This window comes from Streptomyces sp. NBC_00775 (assembly GCF_036347135.1).
In the GTDB taxonomy this organism is placed as follows: Bacteria; Actinomycetota; Actinomycetes; order Streptomycetales; family Streptomycetaceae; genus Streptomyces; species Streptomyces lutosisoli.
The window spans coordinates 434,929-450,143 of record NZ_CP108938.1 but is presented as its reverse complement, the minus strand read 5'-3'; the positions used below and the strand labels follow the sequence as shown (position 1 = coordinate 450,143).

14 protein-coding genes and 1 pseudogene are annotated in these 15,215 nt (G+C 70.3%); 5 read left to right on the top strand and 10 right to left on the bottom strand.

What is annotated here, in order from left to right; translation table 11 throughout:
• Positions 1 to 24: 24 nt before the first annotated feature.
• Positions 25 to 975 carry an ornithine cyclodeaminase family protein gene (locus OIC96_RS02205; protein ID WP_330309589.1) on the bottom strand — a complete coding sequence of 317 codons (951 nt, stop codon included), beginning with the start codon at positions 973 to 975 and terminating at the stop codon, positions 25 to 27.
• Positions 972 to 1,748, bottom strand: coding sequence for an IclR family transcriptional regulator (locus OIC96_RS02200; RefSeq protein ID WP_330309590.1), 777 nt, complete (start codon positions 1,746 to 1,748; stop codon positions 972 to 974). The genes OIC96_RS02205 and OIC96_RS02200 overlap by 4 nt, the downstream gene beginning before the upstream one ends.
• Positions 1,749 to 1,904: 156 nt before the next feature.
• Between OIC96_RS02200 and OIC96_RS02195 the strand changes: the two genes are divergently transcribed.
• The 4 genes from OIC96_RS02195 (at position 1,905) to OIC96_RS02180 (ending at position 6,300) form a co-directional block, all read left to right on the top strand.
• The gene (locus OIC96_RS02195) at positions 1,905 to 3,254 is read left to right on the top strand and encodes an amidohydrolase family protein (RefSeq protein ID WP_330309591.1); all 1,350 of its coding nucleotides are present in this window, start codon (positions 1,905 to 1,907) and stop codon (positions 3,252 to 3,254) included.
• The gene (locus tag OIC96_RS02190) at positions 3,251 to 4,330 is read left to right on the top strand and encodes a dipeptidase (RefSeq protein WP_330309592.1); all 1,080 of its coding nucleotides are present in this window, start codon (positions 3,251 to 3,253) and stop codon (positions 4,328 to 4,330) included. Before OIC96_RS02195 ends, OIC96_RS02190 begins: the two co-directional genes overlap by 4 nt.
• A 135-nt stretch (positions 4,331 to 4,465) precedes the next feature.
• Positions 4,466 to 5,815 (top strand): transaminase, encoded by a 1,350-nt coding sequence (locus OIC96_RS02185; RefSeq protein ID WP_330309593.1) that lies wholly within the window; start codon positions 4,466 to 4,468, stop codon positions 5,813 to 5,815.
• Between the two features lie 44 nt (positions 5,816 to 5,859).
• A complete protein-coding gene (locus OIC96_RS02180; RefSeq protein ID WP_330309594.1) occupies positions 5,860 to 6,300 on the top strand; it encodes an Lrp/AsnC family transcriptional regulator in 441 nt (146 codons plus the stop codon).
• Between the two features lie 33 nt (positions 6,301 to 6,333).
• On the opposite strand, the gene OIC96_RS02175 is transcribed toward OIC96_RS02180, so the two are convergent.
• Positions 6,334 to 8,616, bottom strand: a complete 2,283-nt coding sequence (locus OIC96_RS02175) for an FUSC family protein (RefSeq protein WP_406502214.1) — start codon at positions 8,614 to 8,616, stop codon at positions 6,334 to 6,336.
• A 150-nt stretch (positions 8,617 to 8,766) separates the two neighbouring features.
• Between OIC96_RS02175 and OIC96_RS02170 the strand changes: the two genes are divergently transcribed.
• Positions 8,767 to 9,372 (top strand): GOLPH3/VPS74 family protein, encoded by a 606-nt coding sequence (locus OIC96_RS02170; RefSeq protein ID WP_330309595.1) that lies wholly within the window; start codon positions 8,767 to 8,769, stop codon positions 9,370 to 9,372.
• 64 nt (positions 9,373 to 9,436) lie between these two features.
• Here the strand turns inward: OIC96_RS02170 and OIC96_RS02165 are convergent, their stop codons facing one another.
• From OIC96_RS02165 to OIC96_RS02140, 7 genes and pseudogenes are all read right to left on the bottom strand, one after another.
• A complete protein-coding gene (locus OIC96_RS02165) occupies positions 9,437 to 10,570 on the bottom strand; it encodes a hypothetical protein (protein ID WP_330309596.1) in 1,134 nt (377 codons plus the stop codon).
• 163 nt (positions 10,571 to 10,733) lie between these two features.
• The gene (locus tag OIC96_RS02160) at positions 10,734 to 11,105 is read right to left on the bottom strand and encodes a MerR family transcriptional regulator (RefSeq protein ID WP_327434291.1); all 372 of its coding nucleotides are present in this window, start codon (positions 11,103 to 11,105) and stop codon (positions 10,734 to 10,736) included.
• 51 nt (positions 11,106 to 11,156) lie between these two features.
• The gene (locus OIC96_RS02155) at positions 11,157 to 12,191 is read right to left on the bottom strand and encodes an MDR family NADP-dependent oxidoreductase (protein WP_330309597.1); all 1,035 of its coding nucleotides are present in this window, start codon (positions 12,189 to 12,191) and stop codon (positions 11,157 to 11,159) included.
• Between the two features lie 171 nt (positions 12,192 to 12,362).
• A pseudogene (locus tag OIC96_RS02150) lies at positions 12,363 to 12,704 on the bottom strand (homoserine O-acetyltransferase); the annotation flags it as partial.
• On the bottom strand, positions 12,605 to 13,054 hold the full coding sequence (locus tag OIC96_RS49780; protein ID WP_406502215.1) for a hypothetical protein: 450 nt from the start codon (positions 13,052 to 13,054) through the stop codon (positions 12,605 to 12,607). The pseudogene OIC96_RS02150 and the gene OIC96_RS49780, both read right to left, overlap by 100 nt.
• Before the next feature lie 124 nt (positions 13,055 to 13,178).
• Positions 13,179 to 14,159, bottom strand: coding sequence for a phosphotransferase enzyme family protein (locus OIC96_RS02145; RefSeq protein WP_330309598.1), 981 nt, complete (start codon positions 14,157 to 14,159; stop codon positions 13,179 to 13,181).
• Between the two features lie 112 nt (positions 14,160 to 14,271).
• Positions 14,272 to 15,204, bottom strand: coding sequence for an EamA family transporter (locus OIC96_RS02140; protein WP_330309599.1), 933 nt, complete (start codon positions 15,202 to 15,204; stop codon positions 14,272 to 14,274).
• Positions 15,205 to 15,215 lie beyond the last annotated feature (11 nt).

The window sequence follows — 15,215 nt, the reverse complement described above, 5'->3', positions numbered from 1 at the left end:
TGCCGAAGCGTGGCGCCGGGGGAGTCACATCGCGATGCGCGTGCCCACGTCGCCGGCTTCGGCGACGGTGTGGGCGACATGTGCGGCGGCGACGTCCAGCGCGGCATGGCCGGTGGATTTGAAGAGGGTGAGTTCGGTGTCGGTCCGGCGGCCGGGGTGGTGGCCGGAAAGGACGGAGCCGAGGAGTGTGACGGGCCGTTGGGCAGGGAGGCCCTGCAACTCGTGTGCGCCGGACGGGGGTTGGGTTGTGGCGGCGCCGGGCCACTCGGCGAAGAGTGTGGCGTCGTGGACGGTGCCGGCGTCCAGTTCGGGCCCGTGGGATCCCCCCACCGAGCTGATGTGTGCGCCGGGGGCGAGCCAGGCGCGGAGGATCACGGGCTGGACCGCTCCGGTGCAGCAGAAGACCGTGTCGGCCTCGCGCACCGCCGCCTCGATACCGGGTGCGGCCCGGCCCGCGGGATGGAGTGCGGCGGCGCTCTCGGCGCGTTGCGGGTCGCGGCCGCCGACGCTGACCGGGGTCGTGGGATCGATGGCCGCGAGCAGCCGGATCTGGGCACGCGCTTGGGCGCCGGTCCCGATGACGGCGACGCGGGTGGGGTGGGGCCGGGCCAGGACGCGGGCGCTGAGGGTGGCGGCGGCCGCGGTGCGGATCTCGGTGAGGGGCTCGGCGTCCATCAGGGCCAGCGGGCGGCCGTTCTCGGCGTCGAAGAGCGCGACGATGCCGCGGTGACTGCTGCGTCCGGGCCGTGCGGGGTCGGCGAACACGGAGACGAGTTTGGCCGCGAGCCCGAGTCCGGGAACGTAACCGGGCATGGCGCCCAGCAGTCCACCCGGGGCGCGGGCCGCGATCCGCGGTGGCGCGGAGGCCTCACCCCGGCTGATGGCGATGAGGGCCGTCGCCACGGCGTCGATGACGCGGTGCGGGTCGAGCGCGGCACGCGTCTGCGCGCCGTCGAGGAAGCGGATCTCGTTCATGACGGACCGTCCGAGGGTGTGGTGGGTGCGCCGGGGCCGGAGAGGATCCGCCGCAGTTCGTCGGTCGCCTCCCGCAGGTCCTGTCGCAGCCGGGGAAGCCGGGAAGCGTCGAACTCCGCGTTCAGTCCCACGACGGTCAGGGCACAGACGGGTGCGCCCGGCTGGGGGACGACGGCGCGGCTGAGGGAGGCGACGGGCTGCTCGTTGCGGCCGTACTCGACGGCGAATCCGGACCGCTCGGTGCGCTCGATGTCGGCCAGCAGCCCGTCCGGCCCGGTCAGCTCGTATCCGGCCTCTTCCGCGGGGCGGAGATAGGGGGCGCGAGCGGACGGGTCGAGCGCGGCGACCAGGGCGAGGGGGCCGGCGAACCGGTGGACGGGCAGGGCCTCGCCCATCAGGTGACTGATCATGGCGAGGCGATCGGGCCGCACGACGTCGATCACCCGGGACCTGTCGGCCTCCGGTACCTGCAGGTTGACCATCAGGCCGGTGCGTTCGGACAGGGTGGTGAGCACCGGACGGGCGAGCGCGGTGAGGGAGTTCCTGGCCGCGGACGACGACAACCGCAGCACCGCGGTGCCGGGCAGATAGCGGTCGCCGGCCCGCAGCACCCAGCCGCGGCGTACGAGGTCGAGGAGCACGCGGTAGGCGGTGGCACGGTGCAGGCCGACCTCCTCGGCCAGGTCGGTGAGGCGCGGCGGCTGGGACGCACGGGCCACTGCCTCGACCAGGTCAAGGGCCTTGTCCACCGCGGTGCGAGGCGCTTCGGGCAATTCCGACCACTCCTTGTGGCGTCGGGAGGTGCGAGCGTACGGTAACGCATGTTTCTACAGGCGATACATCTGTTACGTAGAGCGTAACAAGTGCTCTGGCGAGCACCGCAACAAGCACTGCAGCAAGCACCGCAACGAGCAGAGACTGAGGTGAAGATGACGAACGAGGTATCGGGCGCACCCACCCCGCACGCGCCCCCGCCGAAGGGGGCGGTCGCGGTGTACCGCGGTGCCACGCTGTTCGACGGCACCGGCCGGCCGCCCCGGCCCTCGACGTCGATCCTGATCGACGGCCCGACGATCCGCGCGGTCGCCGACGACGCCGTGATCGCCGAGGATCTGCCCGCGGACGCGCAGGTCTTCGATCTCGACGGACGTTTCGTCATGCCCGGCCTGATCGACTCACATCAGCACATCGCGACCCCTCCGGACCGGCCGTCGGCTGAGGCGGTGCTGCGCCGGCTCGTCTACAGCGGTGTCACGGCGATCCGCGACATGGCCGACGACCTGCGGCAGGTGGGCGACCTCGCGCGGGCCACGCTGGTCGGCGAGATCCCCGGCCCGGACATCCGCTACGCCGCGCTGATGGCGGGACCGGGCTTCTTCGACGACCCACGCACCCACCAGGTGTCCCAGGGGGAGACGCCGGGCGCCGTGCCGTGGATGCAGGCCATCACGGACGACACGGACCTGCGACTGGCCGTGGCCCTGGCGCGCGGAACGCACGCCTGCGCGATCAAGGTCTACGCGGATCTCGACCACACCGCCGTCGCCGCGATCGCCGCGGAGGCACACCAGCAGGGCATCCCGGTCTGGGCCCACGCCACCGTCTTCCCCGCCACACCCCGACAGGTCGTCATGGCCGGCGCCGACAGCGTTTCCCACGTCACCCTGCTCGCCTTCGAGGGCGCCGAAGGACAGCTGACGAGCTACGAGGACAAACCGCAGGTCGACCATCAGCGGTTCGCCACCGGCGACGATCCCCGTCTTGAGGAACTCTTCGCCCTGATGCGACAGCGCGGGACCGTCCTCGACGCGACCGCCGGCATGTGGGCGAGCGACGCCCTGGCCGGCGACGGTCCACAGGACGCGGCCCGCGCGGCCGCCAACACCGAACTCGCCGCACGGATCACCGCCCAGGCGTACCGCGCCGGCGTCGACATCTCCACGGGCACGGACTACGAGACCGATCCCAAGGACCCCTTCCCCGCGTTGTACGAGGAGTTGGCCTTCCTCGTACGCCGCTGTGGGATCCCGCCCGAGCGGGTGCTGCGCTCGGCCACGCTGATCGGCGCCCGGAGCGCCGGTGCCGAGGACGTCATGGGAAGCGTCGAAGCGGGCAAGCTCGCCAACTTCGTCGTTCTGGACGACGATCCGCTGCGGGACATCGGCCATCTGCGCAGTGTCACGCTGACCGTCAAGCGTGGCCGTCGCTTCGAACGCGGCGAGTTCGTGCCCGGAGACAGCCACGCCGAAGAGACCGGCCGCGACGAGGAGACCCGATGACCACCACCCCCATGATCATCAACGCGCTCGGGCAGCTCGACAATCCCAACGCACCGCGGTCGTCCGAGGCCGCCGCACAGCTCAACCCCTCCAGCGAGCAACTCACCGTCGACGCCCGGACCCTGGCCGACGCCCACGCCTCCGGCCTCACCGCCGTCAACATCACGCTCGGCTACACCATGGGCGATCTGCCGCCGTACGAGCACACGCTGCACGAGATCGCCGTATGGGACGCGATCATCCGTGACAACCCGGCGGATCTCACGAAGGTCCGCACGGTCGCCGATGTCCACCGGGCCAGGAAGGAGGGCCGGATCGGTGTCATCTACGGCTTCCAGAACGCCGTGGCCGTCGGCGAGGACACAGGTCGTATCGCCACGTTCGCCGACCTGGGTGTCCGTGTCGTCCAGCTCACCTACAACCAGGCCAACCACATCGGCGACGGTTCGATGGCGGCCGCCAACCGGGGGCTGAGCGACTTCGGCCGGCGCGTCGTCGAGGCTCTGGGCGACCACCACCTCATGGTCGACCTCTCCCACAGCGGGGAACGCACCTGCCTGGAGGCCGCGAAGATCTCGCGCAGTCCCGTGTCGATCAACCACACGGGGTGCCGGGCACTGGCCGACCTGCCGCGCAACAAGACCGACGAGGAACTCCGGCTGGTGGCCTCGCGCGGCGGCTTCGTGGGCATCTACTTCATGCCCTTCCTCAACCTCTCCGGTCACGCCCGTGCCGCGGACGTCGTCGAGCACATCGACCACGCGGTGAACGTGTGCGGAGAGGACCACGTCGGCATCGGCACCGACGGAACCATCACGTCCATCGACGACCTCGACGCCTACCGGGCGCATCTAGCCGAGCACGTGGCCCTGCGTCGCGAGGCCGGCGTCGGCGCGGCGGGGGAGCGCGGCGACACGCTCCCCTTCGTGCTCGACCTGCGCGGAGTGGACCAGTTCCGGGAGCTGATCCGCCTCCTGGAACGGCGGGGTTACCGCTCCGAGCGCATCGAGAAGATCCTCGGCAGGAACTTCCTGGACTACGCGGACCGGGTGTGGGCGCCGGAGGGTTCCTCCTAGCCCGGCGACCATCACGGCCCCTCCTCGCCGACGATTCAATCGTCGATGCAGCTGAATCGATCGCTGGGCCTTGCTTCAGCGACGCTTTCATTCGTAGCATCGCTGCATTCGGTTACCTGATGAAGGGCACCTCACATGGACCGCACCCGCCTCCAGCAACTCCTGGCCCGCGAGAGTGCCGAGGCCGAGCGCCGCAACCCGCGCTCCCAGGCCGCCTACCAGCGGGCCGACCACCTCTTCGGCCGGGTACCGATGACGTGGATGAACAAGACCGCGGGAGCGTTCCCCCGCTACCTGGACACCGCGCGCGGCGCCCGCGTCACCGACATCGACGGCCACGAGTACATCGACTTCTGCCTCGGCGACACCGGAGCGATGGCAGGTCATTCGCCCGCCGTGGTGGCCGACGCGGTGCAGAGCCGGTTCGCGGAGCTCGGCGGCGCGACCGCGATGCTGCCCACCGAGGACGCCGAATGGGTCGGTGCCGAGCTCACCCGCCGCTTCGGCCTCGCGCGCTGGAGCTTCTCGCTGACGGCGACCGACGCCAACCGCTGGTCCATCCGGCTGGCCCGGGCGGTCACCGGACGTCCGAAGATCCTGGTGAACAGCTACAGCTACCACGGCAGCGTCGACGAGTCGCTGATCGTGGTCGGCCCGGACGGGCACGGCACCGCCCGCCCCGGCAACGTCGGCGCCCCCTGCGACGTCACGCTCACCAGCCGGGTCGCCGAATTCAACGACCTGGCGCAGTTGGAGCGCGAACTCGCCCACGGCGACGTGGCCGCCGTACTCATGGAGCCCGCGCTCACCAACATCGGCATCGTGCTGCCCGAGCCCGGCTACCTGGAGGGCGTGCGCGCACTGACGCGCCAGTACGGCACCCTCCTCATCAACGACGAGACGCACACCTTCTCCGCGGGACCCGGTGGCTGCACCGCCGCCTGGGGCCTGGAGCCGGACCTGCTCACCATCGGCAAGGCGATCGGCGGAGGCATCCCGGCCGGCGCGTACGGGCTCTCGGCCGAACTCGCCGAGCAGCTGCTGGACCGTGACGACCTGGACCTGGTCGACATGGGCGGCGTGGGCGGCACCCTCGCCGGCAACGCCCTCTCCGTCGCCGCGATGCGGGCGACCCTGGAACACGTCCTCACCGACGAGGCCTTCGACTCGATGGCGAAGCTGTCGGAACGGTTCGAGGCAGGGGTGCGCGCCGGCATCGACACCTGGGCCCTCCCGTGGTCGGTGAGCCGGCTCGGCGCCCGCACCGAGTACCGCTTCACCGACCCCGCGCCGCGCAACGGAACCGAGTCCGCCGGGGCCGCCGACACGGAGCTGGAGGACTTCCTCCACCTCTATCTCGCCAACCGGGGCATTCTGCTGACCCCGTTCCACAACATGGCGCTCATGTGCCCCGCCACCACGGAGCAGGACGTGGACACGCACACTGGTGTCTTCGCCGCGGCCCTGGCCGAACTGGTCGGCTGAACAGCGCCGTTGGTCCTGGAGCCGACGAGCGGGAGAGGAACAGCGTGGACGAGATCGACCGGGCCATTCTGCGCGAACTGCAGATCGACGGCCGTATCGCGTATGCCGAACTCGGCCCCAAAGTAGGCCTGTCCGCGTCGGCGGCCCGCCAGCGACTGCAACGACTGCTCGACTCCCAGGCCGTGCAGGTGGTGGGAGTCACCGACCCGATGGGCATGGGCGGACAGTCGATGGCCCTGCTCGGCATCGCCGTCGACGGCGACCCACGAACGGTCGCCGACGCCCTGGCCGAACGGGCCGAGGTGGTCTACTCGGTACTGACCTCCGGCGGCTTCGACCTGTTCGCCGAGGTGGTCTGCCCGGGGCCGCGGGATCTGCTGGACTTCGTCAACGACGTCGTCCGTCCGATCGAAGGGGTCCGCCAGGTGCAGTCGTTCCCGTACTTCGGGATCCACACGCACCGGTTCCTGTGGAACGTGGGCTGACGGGTGCTCCCGTAGCGTGCTCGCGGCGGCCGGCTAGCTCGCTCTGCCGGCTGTCGAGACCGGCACCCCCAGCGGGCGGGCCAGGCCGATCACGCCCTCGTCCAGGCGCTGCAGATGCCGCAGCACCCGGTGCGTGACGCGGTCGTGCCGAGGGGCACCCCCTCCGTCCGTCTCCAGCATGGACGCGAGGCTCGCGCCGGTCTCGGCCACCCCGCCCGTGTCGTCGTCCTCGACCCGGGCGACCAGGACGTCGATGTTGTGGGCGATGCGCTGTCCCGCGACCTTGAGACGCGGGTCCGCGGCGACGGTCTTGCTGTAGGGGAGGAGTTCGGCCGTCGCCGCCAGTGAACGCGCGTGGTAGGCGCACGTCTCCAGCAGGGCCACGACGTAGCGAGCGGTCTGCCGGCGGGCCCGCAGCGGGGTGATCGGATGGGTCAACGGCTGCGTGGAGGACCGTAGATCGTCGAGTGCCTTGTCGAGATCCCGGGCCATGTCCAGCAGATCGAGCGCGGGCCCGCCGCTCAGCTGTTCCACCGCGGCACCGGTGACGTCACCGAGCCGGGTCAGCACCGTGCCGAGGAGTTCATCGGTGCGGCGATCGGTATTGACCGGCAGGATCAGGACGGCCGCGATCACACCGCAGGCGGCGCCGAGCGCGGTCTCCTCGATCCGCAGGACGAGCACCGCGGGACTGTAGGTGTTGAGCAGCGTGTACAGCAGCCCCAGCATCGCGGTGACGAAGAAGGACATCAGGGCGTACGACAGCGGCGCGGTGAAGAACATGGCGAAGATGAACAGCAGCACGAGGGCGAAGGCCGTCCAGGTGTGCTTGCCGACCACGCCGGCCAGGACGACACCGGCGACGACGCCGAGAACGGTGCCCAGCAGCCGGCGGTAGCCCTTGACGAGGATCTCCCCGGTGGACGCCGTGTTCAGGAAGACGACCCAGCAGGTCAGCACGGCCCAGTACCAGCGCTGGCTGGAGAGGAGTTCCCCGCCGACGATGGCCAGGGCCGAACCCACCGATACCTGGACAGCGGCACGGGTCGTGGGACGCTCCAGGCCCTTGGGGCGGTCCTCGTCCGGCTCGCTCTCCTCGGACCCGGCGATGGCGACGTCCTCGGCCTCCAGTTCCTCGCGCGAACGGGTCGTCGACGGTGTGTCGTCGGATTCGTCCTGGGGGCCGTCGAGGGCCAGCCGCAGGCCCAGGACGGAGCGTGCCGCCTCTCCGATGCCGCGGAAGACGTCCTGGACGGCGGCCGAGGCGCGCGGCAGATTCTCCTCGTCGCGGTAGCCGAGCAGCCGGTTGCGCAGATGGGCCAGCGCGGTGCCGCGGTCGAACGCCACCGGGCGGACGACCAGCAGGCGCAGTGCGTCGAGGTCGCGGCGCAGTGTCGCGGTGGTGTCGTCGTGTGCCCGCAGCCGGTTGCTCGGCGCCGGCACGGGAGCGTCCGGGAGGTGCAGGGTGAGCGTGGGGGCGCGTTCGGCGCTGCGCGCGCTGAGGAGGAGGACGTCGAGCCGCTCGGCGGCGATCTCGGCGTCGGCCACGCGGCGCTGGACGAGCGAGGCGGTGGCGCTGTCGCTGGTGCCCACTTCCAGCCGCCCCTGGATCATCAGCGCGCTCTCGTGGAGGCGCGCGGTGTGCCGGCGTACGTCCTCCAGGGCCTTCTCGACATCGTCGGGCCCGGCGTCGAGCAGGTCGATCTGGGCGGACACCAATTGGGCCAGACGAGCCCGGAAGGCCTCGCGCAGTCGCAGCAGGACGCGTTCGGGCGTCTCGACGACCAGGCCGAACCGCACCACCGCACTGCAGGCGAACGCGATGGCCAGTGTTCCGCAGAGCCCGGGCAGAGCGGAGAAACTGGCTCCGACGAACAGGGAGAGGAAGTAGATCTGAAACCCGATGAGCCCCAGCGCCGTACCGCGATCACCGAAGCGGCGGCTGTACACAGCGGCGAAGATCAGGGCGATGAAGAACAGGTCGCCCGCGACGACCCTGCTGTTCAAGAGCGCTCCCAGCGACATGGCCACAAGTGCCACGGGCAGACCGAGCGCGAGCGTGAGGGCCTGTTTGCGCCGCTGCTTCTCCTTGATGGCGAAGGTCGCGACCATGGCCGCCATGGCGCCGGCCACCATGTGGCTCACATCGGCCTTGAGCAGCGCGAGGACCGCGAGCGTGAGCGCGATGGCGCCGACGGTCCGCAGCCCCGCCATGAGCCGCAACAGCCCGGGGTCGGAGGCCGCGAACCGGTCCCAGATCCGGTGCCGGATCCGGCCCCAGATCCTCGTCCGGCTCGGCCGTGTCGCTGTCCTCACGCTGCCGCTTTTCCCCGTTCTCCGTCATGATCCGGAGTTCCAGCATGGCACGCGTCGGGGCTCGCCCCGCGTTGCGTCACCCGCCTGACGCCGGGCCGACCGCGCGGCGACGTATCGTTTCGTTGCCGATGACTCCGAGGGGAGCCGTTCATGACCACGGCCAAGGACCTGTTCATCATCGCCGTCGACGCGGAGCCGAGCTGTCCCGTGGGGCAGGGCGACCTGTCGCTCGCGCTCGCCGGAGCCGAGGTGATCGACCTCCTCCGCGCCGAGGCCCTCATGCTGGCCGGCGACCGCATGGTGCCGACCCGGCAGCCGACGACGGATGATCCCCTCTTGACCGAGGCAGCGTCGTCGCTTGCCCGGCAGGTGCCGTACGAGCGCGTCGAAGACTGGCTGTGGCGCCGAGGCCGTGACCTGTCCGCGACCTATCTGGCCGCCTTCGAGGAGGCCGGACTGCTCACCCGGCAACGGCGCGGCCGGTTGTCCCTCGGCGCCGCCCGAATGGCGCTGGCCGACTCGCCCGCTCGCCGCCGGGCCATGAACCGCTGGGCAGCGGACGAGCCCGTCCTCGCCGCCCTCGCGGCGGTCGTCGGGATCCACGACGTGCACGGCACGGACTCCCCGGGCGCCGTCGACGACACGGTGACGACCGTGCTGGCCGCCGTCGACGAGGCGGTACTGGAACTGGAGACCGTACGCCAGAGGCGGACCTTCGAAAACGCGGCGTTCGCCAATATCTGGCGAGGCGCGTGACGAGCACCCGCACGAGTGACGGCCACCTGCGGTTCGCGCGGCAAGGCCGGGAACGGGCGCGTCGTCAGTGGTCCGGGCGGCTCGACCCGTCGTCGCTCGGTGTGCGCCGGGCCCTCATGGTGTCCGTGACGCGCTGAATCGTCTTCGCCAGCGGGTGCGGCGAGCGCCCGTCCTGTCGGCGTGATGTCCCGAGCGCTGAGGACGCCGTCCCCCGGAGCTCCTCGACCTCGGCCAGTGCCGCATGGGCGCGTTCGGTCGCCTCGCGGTACAGGTCGCGCGACTTGGTCATGGCGTCGAGCGCTTCGGCATAGGCGTCCACCAGCGACCGCGCGTGCGCCAGTTCCTCTTCGAGGGTCAGCAGATGCCAGTCCTGCCGGAGAGCGTTGAGCGCTTCCGCCGCTTCGTCCGGCAGTGGCCAGGGCAGCGCGGCATACCGTACGACCTTGTCCAGGAGCTCGGTCGGCTCCGAGCCGTCGAGGAACACGCTGCGTACGCTGAAGTCCTGCTCGTCGTACCCGAGCCGGGCAGGCGTGCCGGGCAGAATGACGGCGCCACCGCGCGGCACCCGCGTCCCCACGTCGTACAGCGCCCAGTTGACGGCCTGGAACTGCTCGGGCGCGGCCCGGTGTTCCACGACGCGATGCCGCAGTCCGGGCGGAAGCAGCCGGGCCAGGGGGAGGCGGCCGCGGTCGTCGGTGGTCATCGCCTCGTGGACGACGACGTTGATGCTCCAGCTGTGGCGCGCGGCATCCCTCAGCAGGCGACGCAGCGCCGCGTCGTCCTTCGGCAGCGGGTTGATGTCCCGCAGACGGAGCCCTTCCACCCTGTCGTGGTCCCAGGAGAAGTCGCTGTCCTCGGGCCAGAACATGGTTGCGGGGGAGGGCCAGGCGGCATCCCAGGGCCCCTCCGCCTCGGCCGCCAGCGTCCAGCGCCGCTCTTCGTCCGCGTGCTCGCGCGGGTCGGTGGTGAGCCGCGCCCGTACGGTGACGGCGTCGGCGACCAGCCAGCGGGCCTCGAAGACATGCTCGTCGGAGGCCGCGGAGTTCTCCGCCTCCAGGAAGTCCTGGATGGTCCCGGCGGCCTTCAGTTTGCGGAGGTTGTCCCGAAGGACGTTCTGCGGGGCGGGTCCGGTGTGGCGCCCGCTTGCCAGCCAGACTGATTCCGGGGCCGTGGCACGGTCGGTGGAGGACTTGGGCATCGGTCACTTTGCGGCTGGGGAGCGGTGTGCCCTCCCAGTATGGTCTGCGCGGGTCACCGGCCGAGAGGCGAGGTCCGCATGGATCACATACGTCCAGTCTTGGGTAACTATTATCGATTTCTTCCCATTTGCGCCGATTGTGTTGATTGCATGGGACGTGTCCTCACGGCTGTCCGAAGGTGCGTAGTGCCAGGCGGGTGCGCAGACGGGTCAGGCGGTCGATCTCGGCGTCGAGGGCTGCGAGTCTGCGGTCGACCACCCCGGAGCCGGGGACATCGGAGTCGGGGCGCCCGCATTGCCGTTGCGGATTCTCGACCAGCAGGTCGATCCGGTCGGCGACGCCGCGCAGATCCTCGACGGTGAGCCCGAGTGCCAGCAGCTCACGGATGACGCGGACTCTGGCCACCTCACCCGGCCCGTACTCACGTTGCCCGGTGGCGGTGCGCAGCGGTGGTGGCAGCAGGCCGCGCTCCTCGTAGAACCGCAGTGCCCGCGGGGTGGTCCCCGCCGCTGCCGCCGCATCTCCGATCCGCATGTCCGACCTCACGCCTCAGTCTCCGTCGCCGCGACCGAGCGCGACGACGCGTCACACAGGCGGCAACTCCACGACGACGGTCCCGAAGTGCCGCCCCTCGAACAGTTCCTGCAACGCCCGAGCCGCGTGATCCATGCCCGGTATCCGTACATGCGGGAAGGTGATCTCGCCGGAGCGCAGCCAGTCCCCGAAGCGCTTGGTCCATTCCTCCGTCACTTCCGGATGGTCCTGGCCGCTGTAGCCGTGCAGCGAGACGCCCTGGGTGACGAGCCGGAAGGTGTCGATCTCCGCGGGTGCGCTGCCACCGTCCCGGCTCGGCGACAACTGTCCTGACAGCGTGCCGACCAGTGCGAAGCGGGCACCCCGGCGCGCGGCGCGAACAGCCGCGGCCAGCTGGTCACCGCCGACGGTGTCCAGCAGCACGTCGATGCCGTCCGGCGCCGCCGCGACCAGTTGCTCGTCGATCGGCCGGGGTCCCGGCACCACGACCGCGTCGTAGCCCAGTTCGGCCCGCAGCCGCTCGGCCTTGTCCGGCGAACGGGTGCTCCCGATGACCCTCGTGGCGCCCAGCAGACGCGCGACGGGGCCCGCCAGCGTCCCCACGGCTCCCGCCGCGCCCGTGACGAACACGGTGTCGCCGGGGCGGACTTCGGCGAGCCGGGTCAGTGCTCCGTAGGCGGCCGACCCGGACGACAGGTGGGCCACCGGGTCGGGCAGGACATCGCCCAGCGGAGTGCAGTCGGCCGCCGCCACCAGCGCGTGCTCGCGCCACCCGAACAGATGCGTGACCGTGTCCCCCGGGCGCAACGGACCGCCGGGCGCGGCCGCGACGACCTCACCGACAGCGGGACCGAACAGCGCGTCGCCGGCGTGGATGCGGGGCAGCGGCACGCCGTCGACCTGGCCGCCGATCAGGGTGCGCAGCCCGGGGAACACGAGGAAGTACTGGTTCCGGACGACGACTTGTCCCGGACCGGGGACGGGGACCGGCTTCCGCGTGACCGTGAAGTGCTCGGGCCCGGGCAGCCCGCCGGGGACGTCGGCCAGCAGGATCTCGCGGGTCGTGGAGGGCAGGACAGCGGCCATGTCGGGGCTCCTGAACGGGTTCGAGGGGTGAGCGCGGACTGTGACAGCCGGACCGGTCCGGCTGCCGGCGCGCAGACGCTAACCCCTGACGTGCGCGTCAAAGGCAAGGCAGCCGCGAAGGCCCGAGCGGAGAACCGAGGAGTTCACATCGACGGAGCTGAACGGCCGCCGCTAATTGACGAGTTCGCGTACGAGCGCGGCGACCTGCTCCACTTCGATGAGGAAGCCGTCGTGACCGTAGGGGGATTCGATCACTCGGAGGTGATCCGCTGTGCGGATGCCGGCGGCCGGCTCCGCCTGCTGGGCGAGGGGATACAGGCGGTCCGAGCTCACTCCGGCGACAACCGTCCTGGCGGTCACGCGGCGCAGGGCGGCGCGCGTACCGCCGCGACCGCGACCGATGTCGTGCGTGTTCATGGCGTCTGCCGGCACGACGTAGCTGCCCGCGTCGAAGCGGCGGACCAGCTTGGCGGCGTGGTGGTCGAGATAGGACTCGACCTGGTACCGGCCGCCGTTTCAGGGGTCCTCCGTACCCTGGGCACGTCGAGGTAGTGCCGATCACGGTGCGGCACGTGGTTGTCCCGTCCCGGCAGGCTGAAGACCGCGCAGACGTCAGCGGGTTGGGTGATGAGGCTTGACTGCCGGCCGAAGGTGAGGGTGCTGTTGACCGCGTGCCGGCAGCCTGCGGTGTCCAGGGCGGCGATCAGCTCCTCGCGGTGGACGGTGGCCTCGACTGACTCGGAATCGGGCAGGACGAGCGGCGGAAGCTTGGCGGTCGAACCGGGCCAGAGGCTGACCCAGATGCCGCTGACGGCCCGCTGAGTGACCACCAGCCGCAGCCCGTCCCAGGAGTACAAGGTCACGACAGCGACTGTGACACTCTCCCGATCCAGTGCGCGCTCCGATAGCAGCGCGGCGCCGAGCCTGCGAGTGCCGGAGTGTCGGCCAACGCGTGAGTGGTCTGCGAGGACCTCGGTGACTGACCGGTCACCACTCGGCCTCAAGGACCTTGATCAATCGGGAGGCCGCGGCCAGGTCCGGCATGTTCCGCAGGGAGGCGACGACTTGGCCGCTCGCGAACTCCCGCTGCGCGGCGGTCACGGTCGGATCGATCGCGCACTCGGCCTGCACATAAAGATAGTTCAAGGCCGTTGCGAAGAGCATCGAGAACGAGTCCAGGCCTTTCACGGTCGCACGACCTCCTGCGTCCACATACGCGTGTGCCGAGCGCCGAGCGGAATCCGCGTTGAACTGGTTCCCGCCCGACCATACGTAAATGGCTCGTGCGAGCTCGCGTTCCGCCGATGTGGATCCTGCGTTGTCCCAGTCGAGGAGAACCGGCCCGGCCGGACCGACCAGAACATTCTGGGGCTGTAGGTCGAGATGTGACGTCACCAAATCACCAGGGTCCGACGTGGTCACATGGTGCGTCAGCTCTGCCGCCGAGGTGGAGAGGAATTGGCCCAGCGCGTCCGACCACGGCAGGCCGGCCTGGCGAATCCTCTTGTGCAGTTCTGTCCAGTCGGCGTCCAGGTGGCACGCCTCGTACCAGGAGTCCGGTGTCGCGGTCGCGTCCTTTCCGGCCATGTGGAGGAGTGCCAGGGTTCGGCCGAACCAGCTCAGGACTTCCGGGTCGGAGGCGTCTGCCTCAGTACCGTTGACCCAGTCGTACAGCTTTACATAGGAGCCGCCCAACGCGGGCGGGAGTTGTGAGACGTATTCGCCATCACGATTCGGGATGAATCGTGGCGACATGATCCCCAGTTTCTCTGTGGCGTTCCGTAACGTGGCTTCCTGGTGGACCTGCTGCTTGTCGCAGCCGAAAAGGAGTTCCTTCACTGCCCATGACGAGCCGTTTCCGGTTAGCTTCCAGATCTGGCCCAGTGCGCCACGGGTGACGGGCGTCATCGTCCACGGCCCGGTGCCGAGCGCATAGATGTCCGCCATGAAGTCGGCTGCGTCATGCATGCAGGTGCCTCTCTAGGTGCCTCTCCAGGTGCTGAAGGTCACCGATGACTTTAGGGTCCCTTGGGTATTTCGTTCTCACGAATTTGTGCCTGATCCCCGGGACCCCGCGCACTCATCGGGGATTGCCGGCAGATGGCTCTCGCGTGAGACTCTCGTCAGAGACAGGATGGGCGGGTGCCTGACTGCTTCCGCGCCGGCCTGCGCGCCTGGGCCGGCCGAGGACGACTCCGGCCAGGACCAGGACCAGTCCGCACAGTTGCTGAATGGTCAGTACCTCGGCGGCGACCGCAGTGCCGAGCAGTACGCCCGTGACGGGGTTGAGCAGTCCGATCAGGCCGACGGTCCCTGCGGGCAGGTGCCGCAGTCCGGTGAACCAGGCGGCGAAGGCCAGTGCGGTGGCGACCAAGGTGACGTAGCCGAACGCGAGGAGCGCCGGCGTGGAGAGCGCGGGGGGAGGGCCTTCCACGGTTGCGGCGACGGGGAGCAGGAACAGGCCTCCGGCGGTGAGCTGCCAGGCGGTCGAGGCGAGTACGTCGGCGTCGGCGCTCCACCGTTTGGCCAGGATGTGGCCGAAGGACGACACCAGCATGGCGGCGGCGGAGGCGAGGACTCCCGGCACGCTCACCCTTTCCACCCCCGTGAGCAGCATGAGACACACCCCGGCGAGCCCGATCGCGGCCCCGGCCAGGTGGGCGGTCCGGGGCCGCTCGGACACCAGGGGCCAGGCTATGAGCATCATCGTCAGCGGAGACACCGCCATGACCGTCGAGGCGATGCTCGTCGGCAGCAGCTGGGAAGCGACGTAGACGAGGACGAAGAACACGCTCACGTTGAGCAGCCCGAGCACCGCGGATCGCCGCCACCATGCGCCACGCGGCCGCTGCCTGCACAGGGCCAGCAGGATGAGGCCGGCGGGCAGCGCACGCAGAGCAGCCCCGTAGAGCGGGCGGTCGGCGGGGAGGAACTCGTGTGTGACGAAATAGTTGGTCCCCCATGCCACCGGTGCGACCGCGGTCAGTGCCACCCCACGTGCATTAGCTTCCATGGAAGATAATA

Bases quoted from the DNA above. Each gene is read 5' to 3' on its own strand.
- OIC96_RS02170 (WP_330309595.1), top strand. From the start codon at position 8,767: ATGACCACGGCCAAGGACCTGTTCATCATCGCCGTCGACGCGGAGCCG.
- OIC96_RS02155 (WP_330309597.1), bottom strand. From the start codon at position 12,191: ATGGCCGCTGTCCTGCCCTCCACGACCCGCGAGATCCTGCTGGCCGAC.
- OIC96_RS02145 (WP_330309598.1), bottom strand. From the start codon at position 14,159: ATGCATGACGCAGCCGACTTCATGGCGGACATCTATGCGCTCGGCACC.
- OIC96_RS02140 (WP_330309599.1), bottom strand. From the start codon at position 15,204: ATGGAAGCTAATGCACGTGGGGTGGCACTGACCGCGGTCGCACCGGTG.
- OIC96_RS02185 (WP_330309593.1), top strand. From the start codon at position 4,466: ATGGACCGCACCCGCCTCCAGCAACTCCTGGCCCGCGAGAGTGCCGAG.
- OIC96_RS02190 (WP_330309592.1), top strand. From the start codon at position 3,251: ATGACCACCACCCCCATGATCATCAACGCGCTCGGGCAGCTCGACAAT.
- OIC96_RS02205 (WP_330309589.1), bottom strand. From the start codon at position 975: ATGAACGAGATCCGCTTCCTCGACGGCGCGCAGACGCGTGCCGCGCTC.
- OIC96_RS02165 (WP_330309596.1), bottom strand. From the start codon at position 10,570: ATGCCCAAGTCCTCCACCGACCGTGCCACGGCCCCGGAATCAGTCTGG.
- OIC96_RS02160 (WP_327434291.1), bottom strand. From the start codon at position 11,105: ATGCGGATCGGAGATGCGGCGGCAGCGGCGGGGACCACCCCGCGGGCA.
- OIC96_RS02195 (WP_330309591.1), top strand. From the start codon at position 1,905: ATGACGAACGAGGTATCGGGCGCACCCACCCCGCACGCGCCCCCGCCG.